Origin of the sequence: Brevibacterium sp. SMBL_HHYL_HB1 (genome assembly GCF_018208375.1) — a bacterium.
Classification (GTDB): domain Bacteria; phylum Actinomycetota; class Actinomycetes; order Actinomycetales; family Brevibacteriaceae; genus Brevibacterium; species Brevibacterium intestinavium.
Map to the genome: position 1 here is coordinate 2,230,445 of NZ_CP062936.1, position 14,733 is coordinate 2,245,177.

Here is a 14,733-nt window from a genome sequence, read left to right on the forward strand (position 1 = left end):
TGTTCCGCGAAATCTAGGGTCAGACGGCACCCCACGGAAACTCACGAAAACTATGACTCCACATCGATTCAGTGTGGGTTCGAGTCCCACTGGGGGGACCACTGAAACAAGCGCTCACCTGCGGCGATGCAAGCGCAAGACGACTCCTTCAGACCGGCGTTCTTCAAACCCGCAATTCCCCGGTCAGATACGACTGTGCCCTGCCACCCGTTGCAATGCCTTCGCGCGCGAAAATACTTGTGTGCCATACAAGAGTTGTGTAGCATACAATTCAAGCTCGAAGATTCGCCCAAGGCAGGGAGATCATCATGGGACCGGAGCAGACGGCGACCACCGCAGCAGCCGCCCCCGGCACACAGCAGAACACCAGATCACGCTTGATCGAAAAGGCCGCGCGCCTGTTCGCCGAACGGGGGTACGACAAGACGTCCGTCGCTGACATCGCCAAAGCAGCCGACGCGTTCCCCAATCAGATCACACACCATTTCGGAGGCAAGGAAGCTCTGTTCGTCGAAGCCGCACGCTGCGCGATGCTCCGGACGGCCAAGCGCGCCGAAGACCGGTCTCGAGACACCGAGACGCCCGAATCACACGCCCGTTCGCTCATCTCCTACCTGCTGGGTCCGGGATCCGGGCCGGTCATGATGTTCGCCGAGGCCATGCTCCTCGCCCGCCGCACCCCGCGACTGCAGGACATCGTCAGCCGCACGTCCGCGGAGCTCTACCGCGCAGGCGAGTCCGCCATGGTCGACACCTTCATCAGAACCGGCTGGCAGGTAGGGGCAACTCCCGGAGCCATCACCCGAGGATTCTGGACAGCTGTTCTCGGCCTTGCCGTCGAAAAGGCGGCACTGGGCGAACAGTTCGACGACCGCAACGCCGAGGCCGTGGTCGTGATGCTCATGCGCATGAACGCAGCTGTCGAAAGCTCTGCGAACCGACCCGCCCGTCCCGACGAGGAGTCACGATGATCTCCGATGCCGAGGACGAGGGCAGCAGCACGGATGTCAGGATCGATCTCCACCACGTCCACCTCGTCACCGCCGACATCAGAGGATTCTGTGACTTCTTCACCACACATTTCGACGCCGAGGTGGTCTTCGACGACAGCATCGACGGTGATCGCAACGTCTTCCTCAGGATCGGCTCCGGACGGATCCATCTCTTCGAATCGAAGAACGCGCCCGCTCATGATCGAAACCTGTTCCACCACATCGGTCTTCTCATCGAAGATCTGGACACATTGGTCCACCGGCTCAGGGCAGGCAGTCGTGATGTCACCGACATCACCGCGGTGCCCGGAGGAGGGTTCGCCATGGTCACCGGACCCGACGGTCTGCTGATCGAACTCTTCGAGGTCACCTCCGAGGAGAGTCGACGCCACTTCGTCGACGACGGCTCCCCCGCTCCAGCGACAGAGCCCGCATCCGTCCGCGAACACTTCTAGGGCCCCGCAATTGCAATCGTCACCGACCGCAGAGGACATCCATGGGCACTGAACGCCGCGACTACGAAATCACCGCTGAGAACGGACAACCGCTCAACGCAACACGGCATGCACCAACCGATACCGGCACCGTTCGCGGTGCCGTCATTCTGGTCCCAGCCATAGCGACCCCTGCGCGTCACTACTATCCGCTCGCCGATTGGTTCACGCAGCAGGGATACGTCGTTCACACTTTCGACTACCAAGGATACGGAGCCTCGGCGAGAACTCCCCTGGCAGAGGTCGAAGCCGATATTCTCACCTGGGCCGATGATGCCGCAGTCATACTCGATCACGTCGCCGAGACCGAAGATTCGGTCCCGCTGCATTGGGTCGGGCACAGCCTCGGCGGCCAACTCCTCGCCTTCACCGACCACAGCAAGCTCACCCAAGCCACGATCATGTGCTCCGGCACCGGGTACTGGAAGCTCTCAGAGGGCAGGAACCGGGTTCTCGCGCCGGCTCTCTGGTACGCCATCGCAGCGACGACGACGCGCATCCGCGGCTACTTCCCGGGGAAGCGGCTGCGCATCCTCGGCGATCTGCCCGCTCCCGTCATGCGGCAGTGGGCGTATTGGTGCAAACGGCCGAACTACATGCTCGACATCCATTCGGAATTCGCCGACAACTTCGCGAGTCTGACGATCCCGCTGACGAGCATCTCGTTCACCGACGACGAGACCATGTCGGCACCTGCCACGAGGCAGCTCGAAAGCTGGTATGTCAACGCCCAGCTGGAACCGCGCCGCTATGAACCGAGTCAGCTGGGAGCCACACGCATCACCCATATGGGCCCGATCAAGTACCGCAATGCACACATCTGGCCCGAGCTCTTCGGCCACATCACTGCGGGAGGATCCGGCAACTGAGCCGACCCGCAGGTTCGGGTCACGAGCCGATGACGATGCCGGCGAGTTCAGCCCTGTGCGCATCGACGAGGTTCTCGGCCTCCACCGCCCATGCTTCGACCTCGGCGGTGGAGGCCTCCGGCCCAGGCGGCCGGGGCAGGAACAGGTCTCACAGCAGCCCGGAGTCCTTCTCCAGAGTGCTCAGGGGTTCACCTCGTGCAGGCTCAGGCATTGGGCGAGAGCTCCGTTCCGGCGCCTCGGCGGCGGATCGTCGGAATCCTGACCCCCGAACCGTCGGCCTCGTGACCGACGGGCGGCAGCGGTTTGCCGCACGGCAGGGTGCTGGCTGCGGGTGGTGCCGAGGCGGGTGCGCTCGCCGTGCCGGCAGCAGTCGTGGCGTCGCTCTGCGTCTGTGCGCCCTTCGCGTCGTCGGGCGCTGCATTGTCGAATGCGGCCAGATGGGCTGCCCGGTGGGCCTTGAGCTCATCGCGCAGCTGTTCGGCGCTGTCGGCGCCGACGATCTCGAATCCGCCGTCGACGATCATGTCGAGGTCCTCTTCTGCGGCCTGTCCCTCCGAGGTGAGGTAGTCGCCGAGGAAGAGGGAATTGGCCACATGCAGCGACATCGGCTGCAGCGAGCGCAGGTGCATCTCGCGGCCGCCGGCGATGCGCAGCTCCCGATCCGGGCACAGGAAGCGAACGGCGCACAGAATGCGCAGGCAATGCTGTGGGGTCAGCGTGTTGGTGCCCTCCAGCGGGGTGCCCTCGAAGGGGATGAGGAAGTTGACCGGGATCGAATCGGAATCGACGGCTTTGAGCGATTCAATCGTTTCGATGACCTGGTCGTCCGTCTCACCCAGGCCGACGATGAGTCCCGAACACGGAGAGAGCCCGGCGCCGCGAGCCTTGTCGACGGTGTCGACACGGTCGGCGAAAGTATGGGTCGAGCAGATGTCGGCGTAATGGGACTCCGCGGTGTTGAGATTGTGATTGTAGGCATCGACGCCTGCTTCTTTGAGTCGCTGCGCCTGTCCGTCCTTGAGGAATCCGAGGCAAGCGCAGACTTCGACGCCGGGAGTGGTGGACTTGATGTCCTCGACCATGCCCGAGACACGCTCGACGTCCCGATTCGACGGACCGCGTCCGGAGGCGACGAGGCAGACGCGCGAGGCACCTCCGGCCAGGCCGAATTCCGCTTGGCGTTTGGCCTCCTCCCGGGGCAGCCACGAGTACTTGAGTATCTCCGCTTCGGAGCCCAGACGCTGCGAACAGTAGCTGCAGTCCTCCGGGCAGAGGCCGGACTTGAGGTTGACGAGGTAGTTGACCTTGACGAGATTGCCGAAGTGCTCACGGCGCAGTCGGCCTGCGGCCGCGACGAGGTCGAGCAGATCCTCATTCGGAGACGCCAGGAGCGCCCGGGCGTCGGAGGCAGTGGCCGGGGCACCGGAGAGCACGCGGTGAGCGAGTGACGAGTAGCTATCCATATCGACATTATTGAACACTGTTCAGGAGAGGGCAGAATCGTTCCGTGCAGACGGTCGGGACGGGGCGGCGCAGCACAGCCGTCACCGAGCCCTCTCGCTTCCCGGCCGGGTTTGGGGCATGATCGACTCATGCCCATCCTTCTTCTCGACAGACGTCTCGAACCGCAGCGCATCGACGGGTTCGCAGACCAGGGGATTTCAGCTCTCGACGATTCGACAGCTCTCCCGGGCCCGGCCGTCATCGTCGAAGCCGTCGACCCTGCCCCGAAGGCGGCCGATCACACCCGGGAGAGCCGGCAGATCACCGGGCTCATCGCCTCTCGACCGCTCGCCTGCCGTGAGCAGCACGGGGATTGGGTCGAGATCGACACCGAAGCGGCCGACCACTGGACACAGATGACCGACGACCTGCGCCGACGCCTCATCGACGACACGCAGGCGAGCCTCGATGTCAACGAGTTCAAGCAGGCGACTGATGGTGCAAGCACATCGATCATCACGAACAACTGGGTCTATTCGGGCTCTCCTCGCGTGTATCGGATCGCCGGTCGCCTGCGAGACTTCGTCGCCGTCCTCGGCGACCTCACCCGCGGCTGAGCCCCGCACACCCCCGGCCTCAGACGCGACCGGGACTCGCCTGCTCCTCGGCTGCGCGACGATCCCGATTCTCGGAGATCGCGGCGACGTTCGCCTCCGCCCACCGCCGCAGCGCCGCAACGGGCTCCTGCAGGGACCGCCCGAGCTCGGTCAGCGCGTACTCCACCCGCGGAGGAGTCTCGGCGAAGACCTCTCGGGTCACGAGTCCGTCGGCGACGAGGGAGCGCAGCGTCGAGGTGAGCACTTTCGGGGTGATTCCGCCGATGGCCAGGCGGATCTCATTGAACCGCTTCGGTCCGGCGTCGAGGACGTCGACGATGAGCACAGTCCATTTGTCACCGACTCGGTCGAGCACGATTCGGGTCGGGCATTCGGGATCGAAGGCATCACCTTCCCAGCGAATTCTCATGGCCACAACCCAATAGTACCTTTGAGGTACTCGATTTCGCAAAGATACTGTGAGTCTGTCAGCACACGACGTTCATCGGGCATCGCTTCTGCAATGCCGAGAAAGGAAGAAGATGAAGATCGCACTCTTCGGAGCATCGGGAATGATCGGCTCACGCGTCACCGCCGAGGCGGCCTCCCGCGGAATCGAGGTCACCGCCATCACTCGTTCGGGCACTGAGGTACCGGACGCGGCCAGCTCGCTCGCCGGCGATATCGCCGATGCGGAGTTCGACGCGCGCATGGCCGATGCCCACGATGTCATCGTGTCCACGACCGGCCCGAGCCGCACCGGCGGAGACCACCGAATCTGGCTCGACGGCCTGTCGACTCTGGCGGAGGCCAGCGGCACCACACGCCTCTTCGTCGTCGGCGGTGCGGGCTCGCTGTTCGTCGGTGACACGATGCTCAAGGACACCCCGGGATTCCCGTCGGCCTACAAGGCCGAATCGGAGACCGGCACGCAGGCACTCGAACTGCTGCGCGCGGCGAACCCCTCGCCGTGGACGCTCATCTCCCCCGCCCCGGAGATCGCCCCGGGTGAGCGCACGGGCACCTACCGAACCGAGCTGGAAGTCCCGGCCGGCGATGCGATCTCTGCCGAGGACTTCGCTGTGGCCATGGTCGATGAGATCCTCGAGCCGAAGCACATCGACTCCCGGTTCACCGTCGCCAACTGAGCCCGACGGTCGCGCCAACTGGGCCGGTCCTCCGTCGCGACCTTGCCGGTGGCGTGCGCCCGTGCCAGTCAGTCCGCGGTCGCCGGCACCCGGGCGCACACGGACAAGCGCCGGGATGCATTTCTGCATCCCGGCGCTTGTCGCCTCATCAGGGCTTGCGACCGGATGGCACCCGGCTGTCAGTGCCTGAGATCAGGCCTTCGCGGCTTCCTTCTTCGGGACCGGCTTCGAGTTGGCAGCCTCGACGAAGTTCTTGCGCGGCACGTCGAGATCGGCCAGCGGCATGCTGTCGCGCCCGAGGACGGCATTGAAGAACCAGTTGCCGAAGACCTTGATCTTGCGGTCCACGGTCGGAATGGCGTAGCCGTGGTAGGCGCGGTGCATGAGCCAGGCGAGAAGCCCGCGGGCTTCGAAGTCGCCCATCTGCGAGACGCCCTTGTACAGGCCGAGACCCGCCACGGTGCCGATCGTCTTGTGGAAGTACTGCTTGAACTCGGTCTCTCCGCGCAGCGCGGCCAGCACATTGGCGGCCAGAACCGGAGCCTGGCGCACGGCGTGCTGGGCATTGGGCACGCAGAAGCCTGCCACTCCGCCGCCGGAGAGGTCGGGAACTGCGGCATTGTCGCCGGCTGCCCAGGCTCCTTCGACGACTCCGTCATCGCCTTCGACGCGCAGATCGGCGCGGACGGTGACATTGCCGCGCTCGTTGATCGGCAGGTCGGAGTCGATGAGCAGCGGATTCGCCTTGACCCCGGCCGACCACACGATGGTGTCCGCGTCGAATTCCTCACCGTTGGACAGTTTGATGTGCTTGTCCGTGCAGTCCTGGAGGAACGTCTCGAGGTAGACGTCGATTCCGCGCTCACGCATGTGCTCGACGACCCAGCGGGCCTGAGCCTCGCCGACCTCGGGCATGACGCGGTCGACGGCTTCGACGAGGACGAAGCGGACGTCGGCCTCGGTCAGGGTCTCGTACTGCGCGATCGCCGAACGGACCATGTCCTCGAGTTCGGCGAGAATCTCGATGCCGGCGAATCCGCCACCGACGAAGACGAAGGTCAGAGCCTTGCGGCGCTCCTCATCGTCTTCCATCAGCGAAGCATCGGCCAGACGGGAGAGGAAGTGGTCGCGCAGCGCCACAGCCTCTTCGATGCGCTTGAGGGCGATCGCGTTCTCCTTGAGGCCGGGAATCGGCAGCGCACGAGCGACCGAACCGGCAGCCAGCACGATGTGATCGTAGTCGAGCTCGAATGCCTCATCGTTCTCGGGCTCGATGGTGGCGAACTTCTCGGCGTGGTTGATCGACGTGACCTTCGCGGTGATGACCTCGGCGCCGGGCAGGTTGCGACGCAGCGGCACAACAGCGTGACGGGGTTCGATCGAGCCGGCTGCCACTTCGGGCAGGAACGGCAGGTAGGTCATGTACGGGTTGGGGTCGACCACGGTGACGGTGGCTTCGCCCCGACCGAGGTTCTTCAGCAGATTCTGAGCGGTGGTCAGGCCGAGGTAGCCGCCACCGACGACGAGGATTCGTGGACGCAGTTTCGAGTTTCTGATGAGTGCCATATGACCATGCTAGACCTTTGTGAAAACTTTCACGAATTGTTTCTCCACAGTGCTCGAACGCCCCAGATCAGAGCAGTTCCGGGCCCCGGCGTCAGCGTCGGCGGCGGAGGAAGAGGATCAGCGAGAGCACCATGAGGACAACCGTGGCCAGTGCGCCGGCAGCGAGGACCCCGAAGCCGAGAACGGGCGTCGGCTGGGAGGCGGCGACGTCGGTAGGTGCGACGGCCCGCGGGCTCTCGGTCTCATCCGGGGACGCGGTTTCGGTCTCCTGTGCCTCCGCCTCCCCGCGGCGGTGCATCGTCACCCAGTCGCTGAGCTCGTCCTCGGCGGAGGGAACGGTTTCGGGCACCGCGGCCTTGAGCGCTGCCTGCGGGTCGAGGCGCCCCGACCCGACGACCGGGTCGGGTTCGCCCTTCTTGCTCACGCCCTTGTGCCCGGCCACCGATTTCGCACCCGATTGCAGTTTCGCCCTCACCTCGTCGGCGCTGAGGTCCGGATCATCCGCCCGGATGAGTGCCGCGACTCCGGAGACGATCGGCGAGGCGAAGGAACAGCCCTGTCCCTCGGCGTAGCCGCCGCTGTAGTACGGGATCGGAATGTCCTCGGCCGGGCCCATGAGGTCGACCGCTGTGCCCGGAGCGGTGGAGTCCTCGAGCACCTTGCCCTTCTTGTCCAAGCCGCCGACCCCGATGACTCCGGGCACAGTCGACGGCGACCACGCCTGGGTCGCACCCTGGGAGGCGTTGCCGACGCAGGCGACGACGAGCACATCCTTCTCATAGGCATAGGAGAAGGCTTTGTCCCAGCTCTCCGGCCATCCCGGATCGTCCCAGCCCAGGGACATGTTGATGACCTTCGCACCCGAGTCGGCCGCCCAGCGGATGGCCTCATCGGCCTGCTCGCGGGTCGAACCGGACTCCTTCGGCCGATCGGGGCCCAGCCACATCGAGGCGGAGAGGACCTTCGCATCGGGGGCGACTCCGGTCGGCCCTGCACCGACGCCCTGCCCTGCGATCACACCGGCGACGGCCGTGCCGTGGTGGATGGTCGTCTTCCCGCCGATCGGGGTCGTGCCGTCCTTGCCGAGTCCGCTGAAGTCCTTGGCCTTGCTGACCACACCCTCGAGATCCTCATGGTCGGTGTTGACTCCGGAGTCGATGACGGCGACCTTGACGCCCTTGCCTGTGGTCGTCTTCCACAGTTTGTCGATGCCGTAGTCCTTGATGAACCACTGTCCGGGCCCGGCCTCGGGTGCGGCGATGACCGGATTCGTGGTGCCGACGACGAGCCCGAGGACGAGGGCGGTGACGGCAGCGAGTCTGGCCGCCGCTCTCACGACCGCGTCAGCGCCAGATCGAGCGCCGTCCCGTCGAGGATGTCGGTCTCGGAGATGCGGATGCCGAGTTCGCCGCCGCCGGCGCTCACCGCATGATCGAAGCGTGCGACGATGCGAGCGAAGAGCAGGGAGCCGGCGCCGATGACGTCGACGCGTCCCGGGTGCATGTACGGCAGGTCCGCGCGCGTCTGGCGGTCCATGGCCAGCAGTCTGCGCGACTCCTGTTCGATGTCGGCGACGCTGATGCGGGCACCGTGGATGCGTTCGCGCTGGTAGCTGTCGAGTCCGAGGATTCCCGCCGTCACTGTGGTCACGGTGCCGGCGACGCCGATGAAGGTGCGCGGAGCCGAGAAGTCGACGATCTGCGCGGCCTGGTCGAGCTGAGCATCGATATCGGCAACCGCCGTCCGGATCTGCTCCTCGTCGGGGGTCTCCACGGGCATGTGCCGCTCGGTCAGGCGCACGGATCCGATGTCGAGGCTGACGGCCGATTCGACGTCGTCGGTGCCGAGGACGAGTTCGGTCGAACCGCCGCCGAGGTCCATGACCGCGAAGGGGCCGTCGGCGGCACCGAGTTCGGCGGTGGCCCCGAGGAACGACAGACGCGCCTCCTCGTCGCCGGTGATGACGTCGGGAACGACACCGAGGATCGAGAAGATGCCGGCGAAGAAATCGTCGCGGTTCTTCACATCGCGACTGGCCGAAGTGGCGACGAATCTCAGCTTCTCCGGCTCGTACTCCGCGGCCACCTCGGCGAATTCCCTGGCCGCCGCGAAGGTGCGCTCGAGCGCCTCGGGAGCGAACTCGCCGGTCGCGTCGACGTCTTGGCCGAGGCGAACGATCCGAGTCTCACGGCGCAGGTCGGTCAGTGTGCCGTCAGCGGAGACATCGGCGATGAGCAGGCGCAGGGAGTTCGTCCCACAGTCGAAAGCGGCAACGCGCATGGTCGGGTCCTAGTCAGTCGGTTCGGTGGTGGCAGTGGCCTCTGTGGTGCCTGCGTTCCCGGTCTTCGCCGTCCCTGTCGGACCAGCGGCCCCGGCGGGTGTCTCGGCCACCGGCGGCACATCGTCCATGAACGACAGAGCACGGTCCCCGATCGGGTTGACGCCGGGTCCGGCGGCCAGCGAATGGCCGACGAGGGCGTGCAGACATTTGACTCGCGTGGGCATTCCGCCCGCCGAGTAGTCCTTGATCTCGTCCACCTCGGCCAGTCCGGCCGCGGAGCCGATCTCGGACCGGACCGCAAGATAGGCCCGGTGCGCGGCTGCGTAGGCACCGGCGAGGTCCTCGTCGGCGCTGAGCTCGGTCGTCCACTCGGCCATGATCCCCGAGGCTTCCAGACGTGAGCATTCGGCCACATAGGCCGGGTGGGTGAGGTAGAAGGTCGTCGGGAACGGGGACCCGTCCTCGAGGCGCGGCGCGGTCGCGACGACGAGCGGTTCACCGGAGGCACTGCGAGCGGCGATGCCGACGACTCCACGGGGAATGCGTCCGAGCTGCTCTTCCAGGATCGCGAAATCCGCCTCGGTGCACTCTGTGATCATCAGTTCTTCTCCACGGTATTGCCGACCTCTTGAATCGACTCCAGCAATTCAAGGTACCAGGCTTGTTTGCGAACAGGCCGATCCGACTCGGAATCTTCGTCGACGGCGTCCTGGTTGGTCACGATGACCGCATTCTTGCCCTTCTCCACGTAGTACTGATCCGCGCGGGCCTTCCTCTTGATGTAATCGGGATCCTTGAGGTTCTCGTTCTTCTCCTCGAGGTTGTCGACCTCGGCCTTCGTGGTCTCGATCTCCTGGTTGAGCGCGGCGATCTGCTGAGCCTGCTTGAGCGCCGAATTCAGAGGAGCGAGGAAAGCGAAGAGGACGATGGCGATGACGACGAGGAACATGCCGGTGCGCCAGGACATGCGGCGCCCACGCACTTCGGCGGAGGCATCGGTTTCGACGACCGGTTTCGGGCGTCGACGAGGGGAGGCTTTGCCAGGAGCCGATTTCGGGGCGCTTCTTCTGGGCTTGCTCGGAACCATGCTTCTTTCCTCTGCGACTGGGGATCGGGGAAGGGTGTCGCAACATCTCCAAGTCTGCCGTGTCCGCACTCGCCGCGCGAGGATTTCGGCCCCATGGCGTGTTCGATTCCGACCTCCGGCGGCCGCGCTGGCCCAGGTGAACCGCGTTGCCCGGCCGGCTCGCCCCGCATTGCGCACCGTTGGCGGCGCTCCCTTCCGCGAGTGGCTTCTCCCGCAGCCACCCAGGCATCCAGCACGGCTGGTGACATCTCCTCGTGCTCCTGCGGGGTGTTTCGTCTCTGCGGGTGCCGGATGGGCTCCAGCGTCCGATCAGCGCCTGCGAAATGGCACACGGGCGGCAGAGGCCGACAAGCAGCTATCCACAATAGTTATCCACAATCTCTACATAGCCTATTGTGCTTTGTTGCTATTTGTTGCAATTTATGGGCATGTACAAAATCCTGAGTGCCGAAGAGATCGTCCGGCTCGGTTTCAACCACGGCGACATCAGACGTGCGCGCTCCTGCTGCCTGCGCCGGCTGTCTCGCGGCGTCTACCTCGTCAAACATGTGTGCGACCAGGACTGCCACCGGCCCTTGTGGGCGAGCATCGGCGAGAAGGTCCACGGGGTGTTCGTCGAACACGGCGACATCCGTGACCAAGTGGCACGGCCCAAGGCCTCGGTGCTGGCTCGATTCGAACTGCGTTCCGACCAGATCACCGCCGCCGCGAAACCGCACCCGCCGGCCGAAGTCTTCTCACACATCTCCGCCGCCCTCATGCACAGCCTCCCGATCGCCTATCCCGTCACTCACCAGGTCGAAGTCGTCCGACCGGGCGACAACCGTCGGTTCGAGGCCATCAATGTCCGCGGCAACCGCATTCCCCGCGCCCATCGGACCGTCATCGGAGGCGTCGAGGTGACGACTCTCGAACGCACAATCATCGACGTCGCCCGCAGCTATAACCTCGACATCTCCGTGGCCATGCTCGACGATGCGCTCCACCGCGGGCTGACGACCGAAGCCAAGGTGCTCGAGACACTCGCACAGTGCATGGAGAAGCGAAACATCACGAAGGTGAGGTCGGCGATCGACCTCGGCGATGCGAGGCGCGAATCCCCCGCCGAGGCGATTGCCGCGGTCAGATTCTTCCAACACGGCATCACGGGGATGGAACCGCAGATCACGTTCCGCGCCGAATCGCTGCTCTCGGATGTCAGGGTCGACTTCTGCCACAGGCAAGCACGGCTGATCGTCGACATCGATGGCCTCGGCAAGATCTGCCTCGGCTCCGGAGTCCCGCGGAAGGAGCTCGAGAGGGAACGGCATCGCGAGCAGTGGCTGCGTGAGCGAGTGTGGCGGGTGATCCGTATCAGCTGGAAGGAGCTGTTCCAGGAGGCGAAGTTCGCAGAGATCAAGCGTGCCATCCGCGCTGCACAGAACGCACAGGCCTGATCCCCCTGCCCCGAACTGTTCCGCGCCCGCCGCTCCCCTCTCCGACCGCAGACGCCGAGGCGGGGCCGGGCGATCGAAGATGATCGTCCGGCCCCGCCTCGGAGTGTGCGGGTGGGAGCCCGTTCGCCCTGAGTGCGTGCGGCTGGGCAGCGCCGCGTCCGCCTCGGTGCGTGCCTGTGTCCGGCTCAGGCCTCGAAGCGCGGGAAGGCTCCGCGGCCGGCGTAGCGTGCGGCGTCGCCGAGCTGTTCCTCGATGCGCAGCAGCTGGTTGTACTTCGCGACCCGTTCGGACCGTGCCGGTGCGCCGGCCTTGATCTGACCGGCGTTCGTGGCCACGGCGAGATCGGCGATCGTGGTGTCCTCGGTCTCTCCCGAACGGTGCGAGATCATCGTCGTGTATCCGTGTGTCTGCGCCAGGGACACCGCGTCGAGGGTCTCGGTCAGGGTGCCGATCTGGTTGACCTTGACGAGCAGCGAGTTCGCAGTGGCGTTGTCGATGCCGCGCTGCAGGCGCTCGGGGTTGGTCACGAACAGGTCGTCGCCGACGAGCTGGACCTTCGAGCCGATCGCCTCGGTCAGTGTCGCCCAGCCGTCCCAATCGTTCTCGTCGAGGGGATCCTCAATGGACACGAGCGGGTACTCGTTCAGCAGCTGCTCGTAGTAGGCCGCCATCTCCTCGGCCGTCTTCCTGCCGCCTTCGAATTCGTAGACGCCGTCGTTGAAGAACTCCGAGGAGGCCACGTCGAGCGCGACCGCGATATCGCGTCCGGGCCGGTGACCGGCGATGTCGATGGCCTCGCAGATGAGGTCGAGCGCCGCGGCATTCGAATCGAGGTTCGGGGCGAATCCGCCTTCGTCACCGAGTCCGGTCGACAGTCCCCGGTCCTTGAGCACGCCCTTGAGCGCGTGGTAGACCTCGACGCTCCACTGCAGCGCCTCGTGGAAGCTCGCCGCCCCGATCGGGGCGATCATGAATTCCTGGATGTCGACGTTCGAGTCGGCATGGGACCCGCCGTTGAGGATGTTCATCATCGGCACGGGCATGACGTGCGCATTCGGGCCGCCGAGGTAGCGGTAGAGCGGCAGGTCCGCCGAGACCGCTGCCGCCCGAGCCACCGCCAGCGAGGTGCCGAGCATCGCATTCGCGCCGAGACGGGACTTGTTGTCGGTGCCGTCGAGCTCGATGAGCGCCTGGTCGACCAGACGCTGATCATCGCCCTCCAGGCCGACGATGACTTCGTGGACTTCGTCGACGACGGCGTCGACGGCCTGGGTCACTCCCTTGCCCAGGTAGCGTTCGGGATCCCCGTCGCGCAGTTCGACGGCTTCGAACTCTCCGGTCGAGGCGCCGGACGGAACGCCGGCGCGACCGACGGATTCATCGGCCAACAGCACTTCCACCTCGACGGTGGGATTTCCCCGGGAATCAAGGATTTCACGGGCGTTTGCGGCAACGATCTCAGCCACTGAGTACTCCTTAGCATTTGGTTTCACATGGGGAACATGTGCCTGCGCTTCAGCTTAATGCACCTTGCGGCCCGACAGGACCGAAGCCTCGATACCGATCCGCGGGCTCGAGCAGGCAGGCGCGCAGCCGCTCGGGTGTCGCCGGGTCCATTCCGTGTGTGAGCAGGTAGGCTTCCACGGCGCTGCCGCTCGCCGAGGCGGGGCCGTATTCGGCGTCGATATCGTCGAGGAGGCCGTGCATGAGTTCGGGAGGGGCAGCGGTGGCGGTCTCGGCGAGGTTGCCGGAGATCCCGGCATCGGCGAAGTTCCGGGTGATCGACTGCAGGAAGTCCCCGGACAGATGCGTGGAGGTGATCGCGTATTCGTCGATGATCTCGTCGCGGCCCACGCCGAGGAGGTCGAGCAGGAACGCTCCGACCACCCCGGTCCGGTCCTTGCCGGCGGAGCAGTGGAAGACCACACCCTCGGAGCAGGTCTCCGCCACCGTGTCGACCGCCTGTGCCAGCCGATGTCCGAAATGGGTGATCATGAGTTCGTAGATCCGTCCCAGAGAACGGTCGGTGAGATCCATCCCGGTCGCCTCGGAGGCGGCCCTCATCTCCTCGGGGCTGAGCGGCCGGCTGGGGAAGAAGTGGTCATCGAAGACGGGCAGCTCGATATGGTCGACTTCCAGTCCGTCGAGCGCATCGGGAAGCTTCGACCTCTCGCCGATGTCCCTGAGGTCGAGGACGGTGCGGATGCCGAGGGCACGGATGTCGGCACGGGACCGGTCGGTCAGCTGTGCCAAGCCGTCGGCGCGGAACACGTGCCCGGGGCGCACCGCGGAGTCCCCGGCCCGGGTGCGAACGCCTCCGAGGTCACGGAAATTGAAAGTGCCCTCGATACGGAGACGCTCCAGACTCATCGGTCACCGCCCTTTCCCCGCGCCGCGGTTCTCTCCTTCTCCTCTGCCTTGATCCGACGGTATTCACGTTCCACGTCCTCGAGCGAGGCCGGCTCGTCACCGTCGTCGAAGGCCAGGGGATGTCTGCGGATGAGCTTGTCCTCGAGACCGTCGATGACAGCGGCCAGGCTGTGGCCGTAGTCGTGCCCTCCGCTCTCGTCGAGCAGGGCGGAGTGGAACAGCACCTGGTAGAACACATCGCCGAGCTCGTCGACCACCGCCGCACGGGTGTCCTCGGTCGGTGCGGCGGTGTAGTCCTCAAGCGCTTCGATGAGCTCTTCGGTCTCCTCGCGGGCGTATCTCTCCAGGCTGCGGTGGTCCTGCCTGCTCGACCACGGGCAGCGACGCCGCAGCGTCGCCATCGCCGCGACCACATGTTTGGTCGTGGGCTCATCCACGAAACGTCCTCCTG

At 65.5% G+C, this 14,733-nt stretch carries 16 protein-coding genes; 6 read left to right on the top strand and 10 right to left on the bottom strand.

Annotated elements, in window-relative coordinates:
• Positions 1-308 precede the first annotated feature (308 nt).
• The 3 genes from IG171_RS10315 to IG171_RS10325 are packed head-to-tail and all read left to right on the top strand — an operon-like array spanning position 309 to position 2,355.
• Entirely contained in the window at positions 309-971 is a 663-nt protein-coding gene (locus IG171_RS10315) for a TetR/AcrR family transcriptional regulator C-terminal domain-containing protein (RefSeq protein WP_212127377.1), read from the top strand.
• Positions 968-1,447 carry a VOC family protein gene (locus tag IG171_RS10320; RefSeq protein ID WP_212127378.1) on the top strand — a complete coding sequence of 160 codons (480 nt, stop codon included), beginning with the start codon at positions 968-970 and terminating at the stop codon, positions 1,445-1,447. Before IG171_RS10315 ends, IG171_RS10320 begins: the two co-directional genes overlap by 4 nt.
• 41 nt (positions 1,448-1,488) lie before the next feature.
• Complete coding sequence (locus IG171_RS10325) at positions 1,489-2,355, top strand: alpha/beta fold hydrolase (RefSeq protein ID WP_212127379.1); 867 nt, start codon at positions 1,489-1,491, stop codon at positions 2,353-2,355.
• A 203-nt stretch (positions 2,356-2,558) separates the two neighbouring features.
• On the opposite strand, the gene bioB is transcribed toward IG171_RS10325, so the two are convergent.
• Positions 2,559-3,818, bottom strand: a complete 1,260-nt coding sequence (gene bioB, locus IG171_RS10330) for a biotin synthase BioB (RefSeq protein ID WP_212127380.1) — start codon at positions 3,816-3,818, stop codon at positions 2,559-2,561.
• Between the two features lie 129 nt (positions 3,819-3,947).
• On the opposite strand from bioB, the gene IG171_RS10335 reads away from it, so the two are divergent.
• Positions 3,948-4,415, top strand: a complete 468-nt coding sequence (locus tag IG171_RS10335; protein WP_212127381.1) for a hypothetical protein — start codon at positions 3,948-3,950, stop codon at positions 4,413-4,415.
• Between the two features lie 19 nt (positions 4,416-4,434).
• Here IG171_RS10335 and IG171_RS10340 read toward each other — a convergent pair whose 3' ends face one another.
• A complete protein-coding gene (locus tag IG171_RS10340; protein ID WP_212131635.1) occupies positions 4,435-4,824 on the bottom strand; it encodes a helix-turn-helix domain-containing protein in 390 nt (129 codons plus the stop codon).
• 112 nt (positions 4,825-4,936) lie between these two features.
• On the opposite strand from IG171_RS10340, the gene IG171_RS10345 reads away from it, so the two are divergent.
• Positions 4,937-5,542: an NAD(P)H-binding protein gene (locus tag IG171_RS10345; RefSeq protein WP_212127382.1), complete on the top strand. Its 606-nt coding sequence runs from the start codon at positions 4,937-4,939 to the stop codon at positions 5,540-5,542.
• A 192-nt stretch (positions 5,543-5,734) separates the two neighbouring features.
• Here the strand turns inward: IG171_RS10345 and IG171_RS10350 are convergent, their stop codons facing one another.
• The 5 genes from IG171_RS10350 to IG171_RS10370 all read right to left on the bottom strand — a co-directional run bounded on the left by IG171_RS10350 (position 5,735) and on the right by IG171_RS10370 (position 10,476).
• Positions 5,735-7,108: an NAD(P)/FAD-dependent oxidoreductase gene (locus tag IG171_RS10350; RefSeq protein WP_212127383.1), complete on the bottom strand. Its 1,374-nt coding sequence runs from the start codon at positions 7,106-7,108 to the stop codon at positions 5,735-5,737.
• Between the two features lie 91 nt (positions 7,109-7,199).
• The gene (locus IG171_RS10355) at positions 7,200-8,444 is read right to left on the bottom strand and encodes a S8 family serine peptidase (protein WP_212127384.1); all 1,245 of its coding nucleotides are present in this window, start codon (positions 8,442-8,444) and stop codon (positions 7,200-7,202) included.
• Positions 8,441-9,388: a Ppx/GppA phosphatase family protein gene (locus IG171_RS10360; RefSeq protein ID WP_212127385.1), complete on the bottom strand. Its 948-nt coding sequence runs from the start codon at positions 9,386-9,388 to the stop codon at positions 8,441-8,443. The genes IG171_RS10355 and IG171_RS10360 overlap by 4 nt, the downstream gene beginning before the upstream one ends.
• Positions 9,389-9,397: 9 nt before the next feature.
• Positions 9,398-9,988, bottom strand: a complete 591-nt coding sequence (locus tag IG171_RS10365) for a DUF501 domain-containing protein (protein ID WP_212127386.1) — start codon at positions 9,986-9,988, stop codon at positions 9,398-9,400.
• Complete coding sequence (locus IG171_RS10370) at positions 9,988-10,476, bottom strand: septum formation initiator family protein (protein WP_212127387.1); 489 nt, start codon at positions 10,474-10,476, stop codon at positions 9,988-9,990. Before IG171_RS10370 ends, IG171_RS10365 begins: the two co-directional genes overlap by 1 nt.
• A 428-nt stretch (positions 10,477-10,904) precedes the next feature.
• On the opposite strand from IG171_RS10370, the gene IG171_RS10375 reads away from it, so the two are divergent.
• Positions 10,905-11,912 (top strand): DUF559 domain-containing protein, encoded by a 1,008-nt coding sequence (locus IG171_RS10375; protein WP_212127388.1) that lies wholly within the window; start codon positions 10,905-10,907, stop codon positions 11,910-11,912.
• A 185-nt stretch (positions 11,913-12,097) separates the two neighbouring features.
• On the opposite strand, the gene eno is transcribed toward IG171_RS10375, so the two are convergent.
• The 3 genes from eno to IG171_RS10390 are packed head-to-tail and all read right to left on the bottom strand — an operon-like array spanning position 12,098 to position 14,719.
• Positions 12,098-13,378 (bottom strand): phosphopyruvate hydratase, encoded by a 1,281-nt coding sequence (gene eno, locus IG171_RS10380; RefSeq protein WP_212127389.1) that lies wholly within the window; start codon positions 13,376-13,378, stop codon positions 12,098-12,100.
• Positions 13,379-13,427: 49 nt separating this feature from the next.
• On the bottom strand, positions 13,428-14,282 hold the full coding sequence (locus tag IG171_RS10385) for a tyrosine-protein phosphatase (RefSeq protein WP_212127390.1): 855 nt from the start codon (positions 14,280-14,282) through the stop codon (positions 13,428-13,430).
• On the bottom strand, positions 14,279-14,719 hold the full coding sequence (locus tag IG171_RS10390; RefSeq protein ID WP_249203607.1) for a MazG nucleotide pyrophosphohydrolase domain-containing protein: 441 nt from the start codon (positions 14,717-14,719) through the stop codon (positions 14,279-14,281). Before IG171_RS10390 ends, IG171_RS10385 begins: the two co-directional genes overlap by 4 nt.
• Between the last annotated feature and the right edge of the window lie 14 nt (positions 14,720-14,733).

Bases quoted from the DNA above. Each gene is read 5' to 3' on its own strand.
- IG171_RS10335 (WP_212127381.1), top strand. From the start codon at position 3,948: ATGCCCATCCTTCTTCTCGACAGACGTCTCGAACCGCAGCGCATCGAC.
- IG171_RS10365 (WP_212127386.1), bottom strand. From the start codon at position 9,988: ATGATCACAGAGTGCACCGAGGCGGATTTCGCGATCCTGGAAGAGCAG.
- IG171_RS10370 (WP_212127387.1), bottom strand. From the start codon at position 10,476: ATGGTTCCGAGCAAGCCCAGAAGAAGCGCCCCGAAATCGGCTCCTGGC.
- bioB (WP_212127380.1), bottom strand. From the start codon at position 3,818: ATGGATAGCTACTCGTCACTCGCTCACCGCGTGCTCTCCGGTGCCCCG.
- IG171_RS10315 (WP_212127377.1), top strand. From the start codon at position 309: ATGGGACCGGAGCAGACGGCGACCACCGCAGCAGCCGCCCCCGGCACA.
- IG171_RS10375 (WP_212127388.1), top strand. From the start codon at position 10,905: ATGTACAAAATCCTGAGTGCCGAAGAGATCGTCCGGCTCGGTTTCAAC.
- IG171_RS10350 (WP_212127383.1), bottom strand. From the start codon at position 7,108: ATGGCACTCATCAGAAACTCGAAACTGCGTCCACGAATCCTCGTCGTC.
- IG171_RS10385 (WP_212127390.1), bottom strand. From the start codon at position 14,282: ATGAGTCTGGAGCGTCTCCGTATCGAGGGCACTTTCAATTTCCGTGAC.
- IG171_RS10320 (WP_212127378.1), top strand. From the start codon at position 968: ATGATCTCCGATGCCGAGGACGAGGGCAGCAGCACGGATGTCAGGATC.
- IG171_RS10345 (WP_212127382.1), top strand. From the start codon at position 4,937: ATGAAGATCGCACTCTTCGGAGCATCGGGAATGATCGGCTCACGCGTC.
- IG171_RS10340 (WP_212131635.1), bottom strand. From the start codon at position 4,824: ATGAGAATTCGCTGGGAAGGTGATGCCTTCGATCCCGAATGCCCGACC.
- IG171_RS10360 (WP_212127385.1), bottom strand. From the start codon at position 9,388: ATGCGCGTTGCCGCTTTCGACTGTGGGACGAACTCCCTGCGCCTGCTC.
- IG171_RS10325 (WP_212127379.1), top strand. From the start codon at position 1,489: ATGGGCACTGAACGCCGCGACTACGAAATCACCGCTGAGAACGGACAA.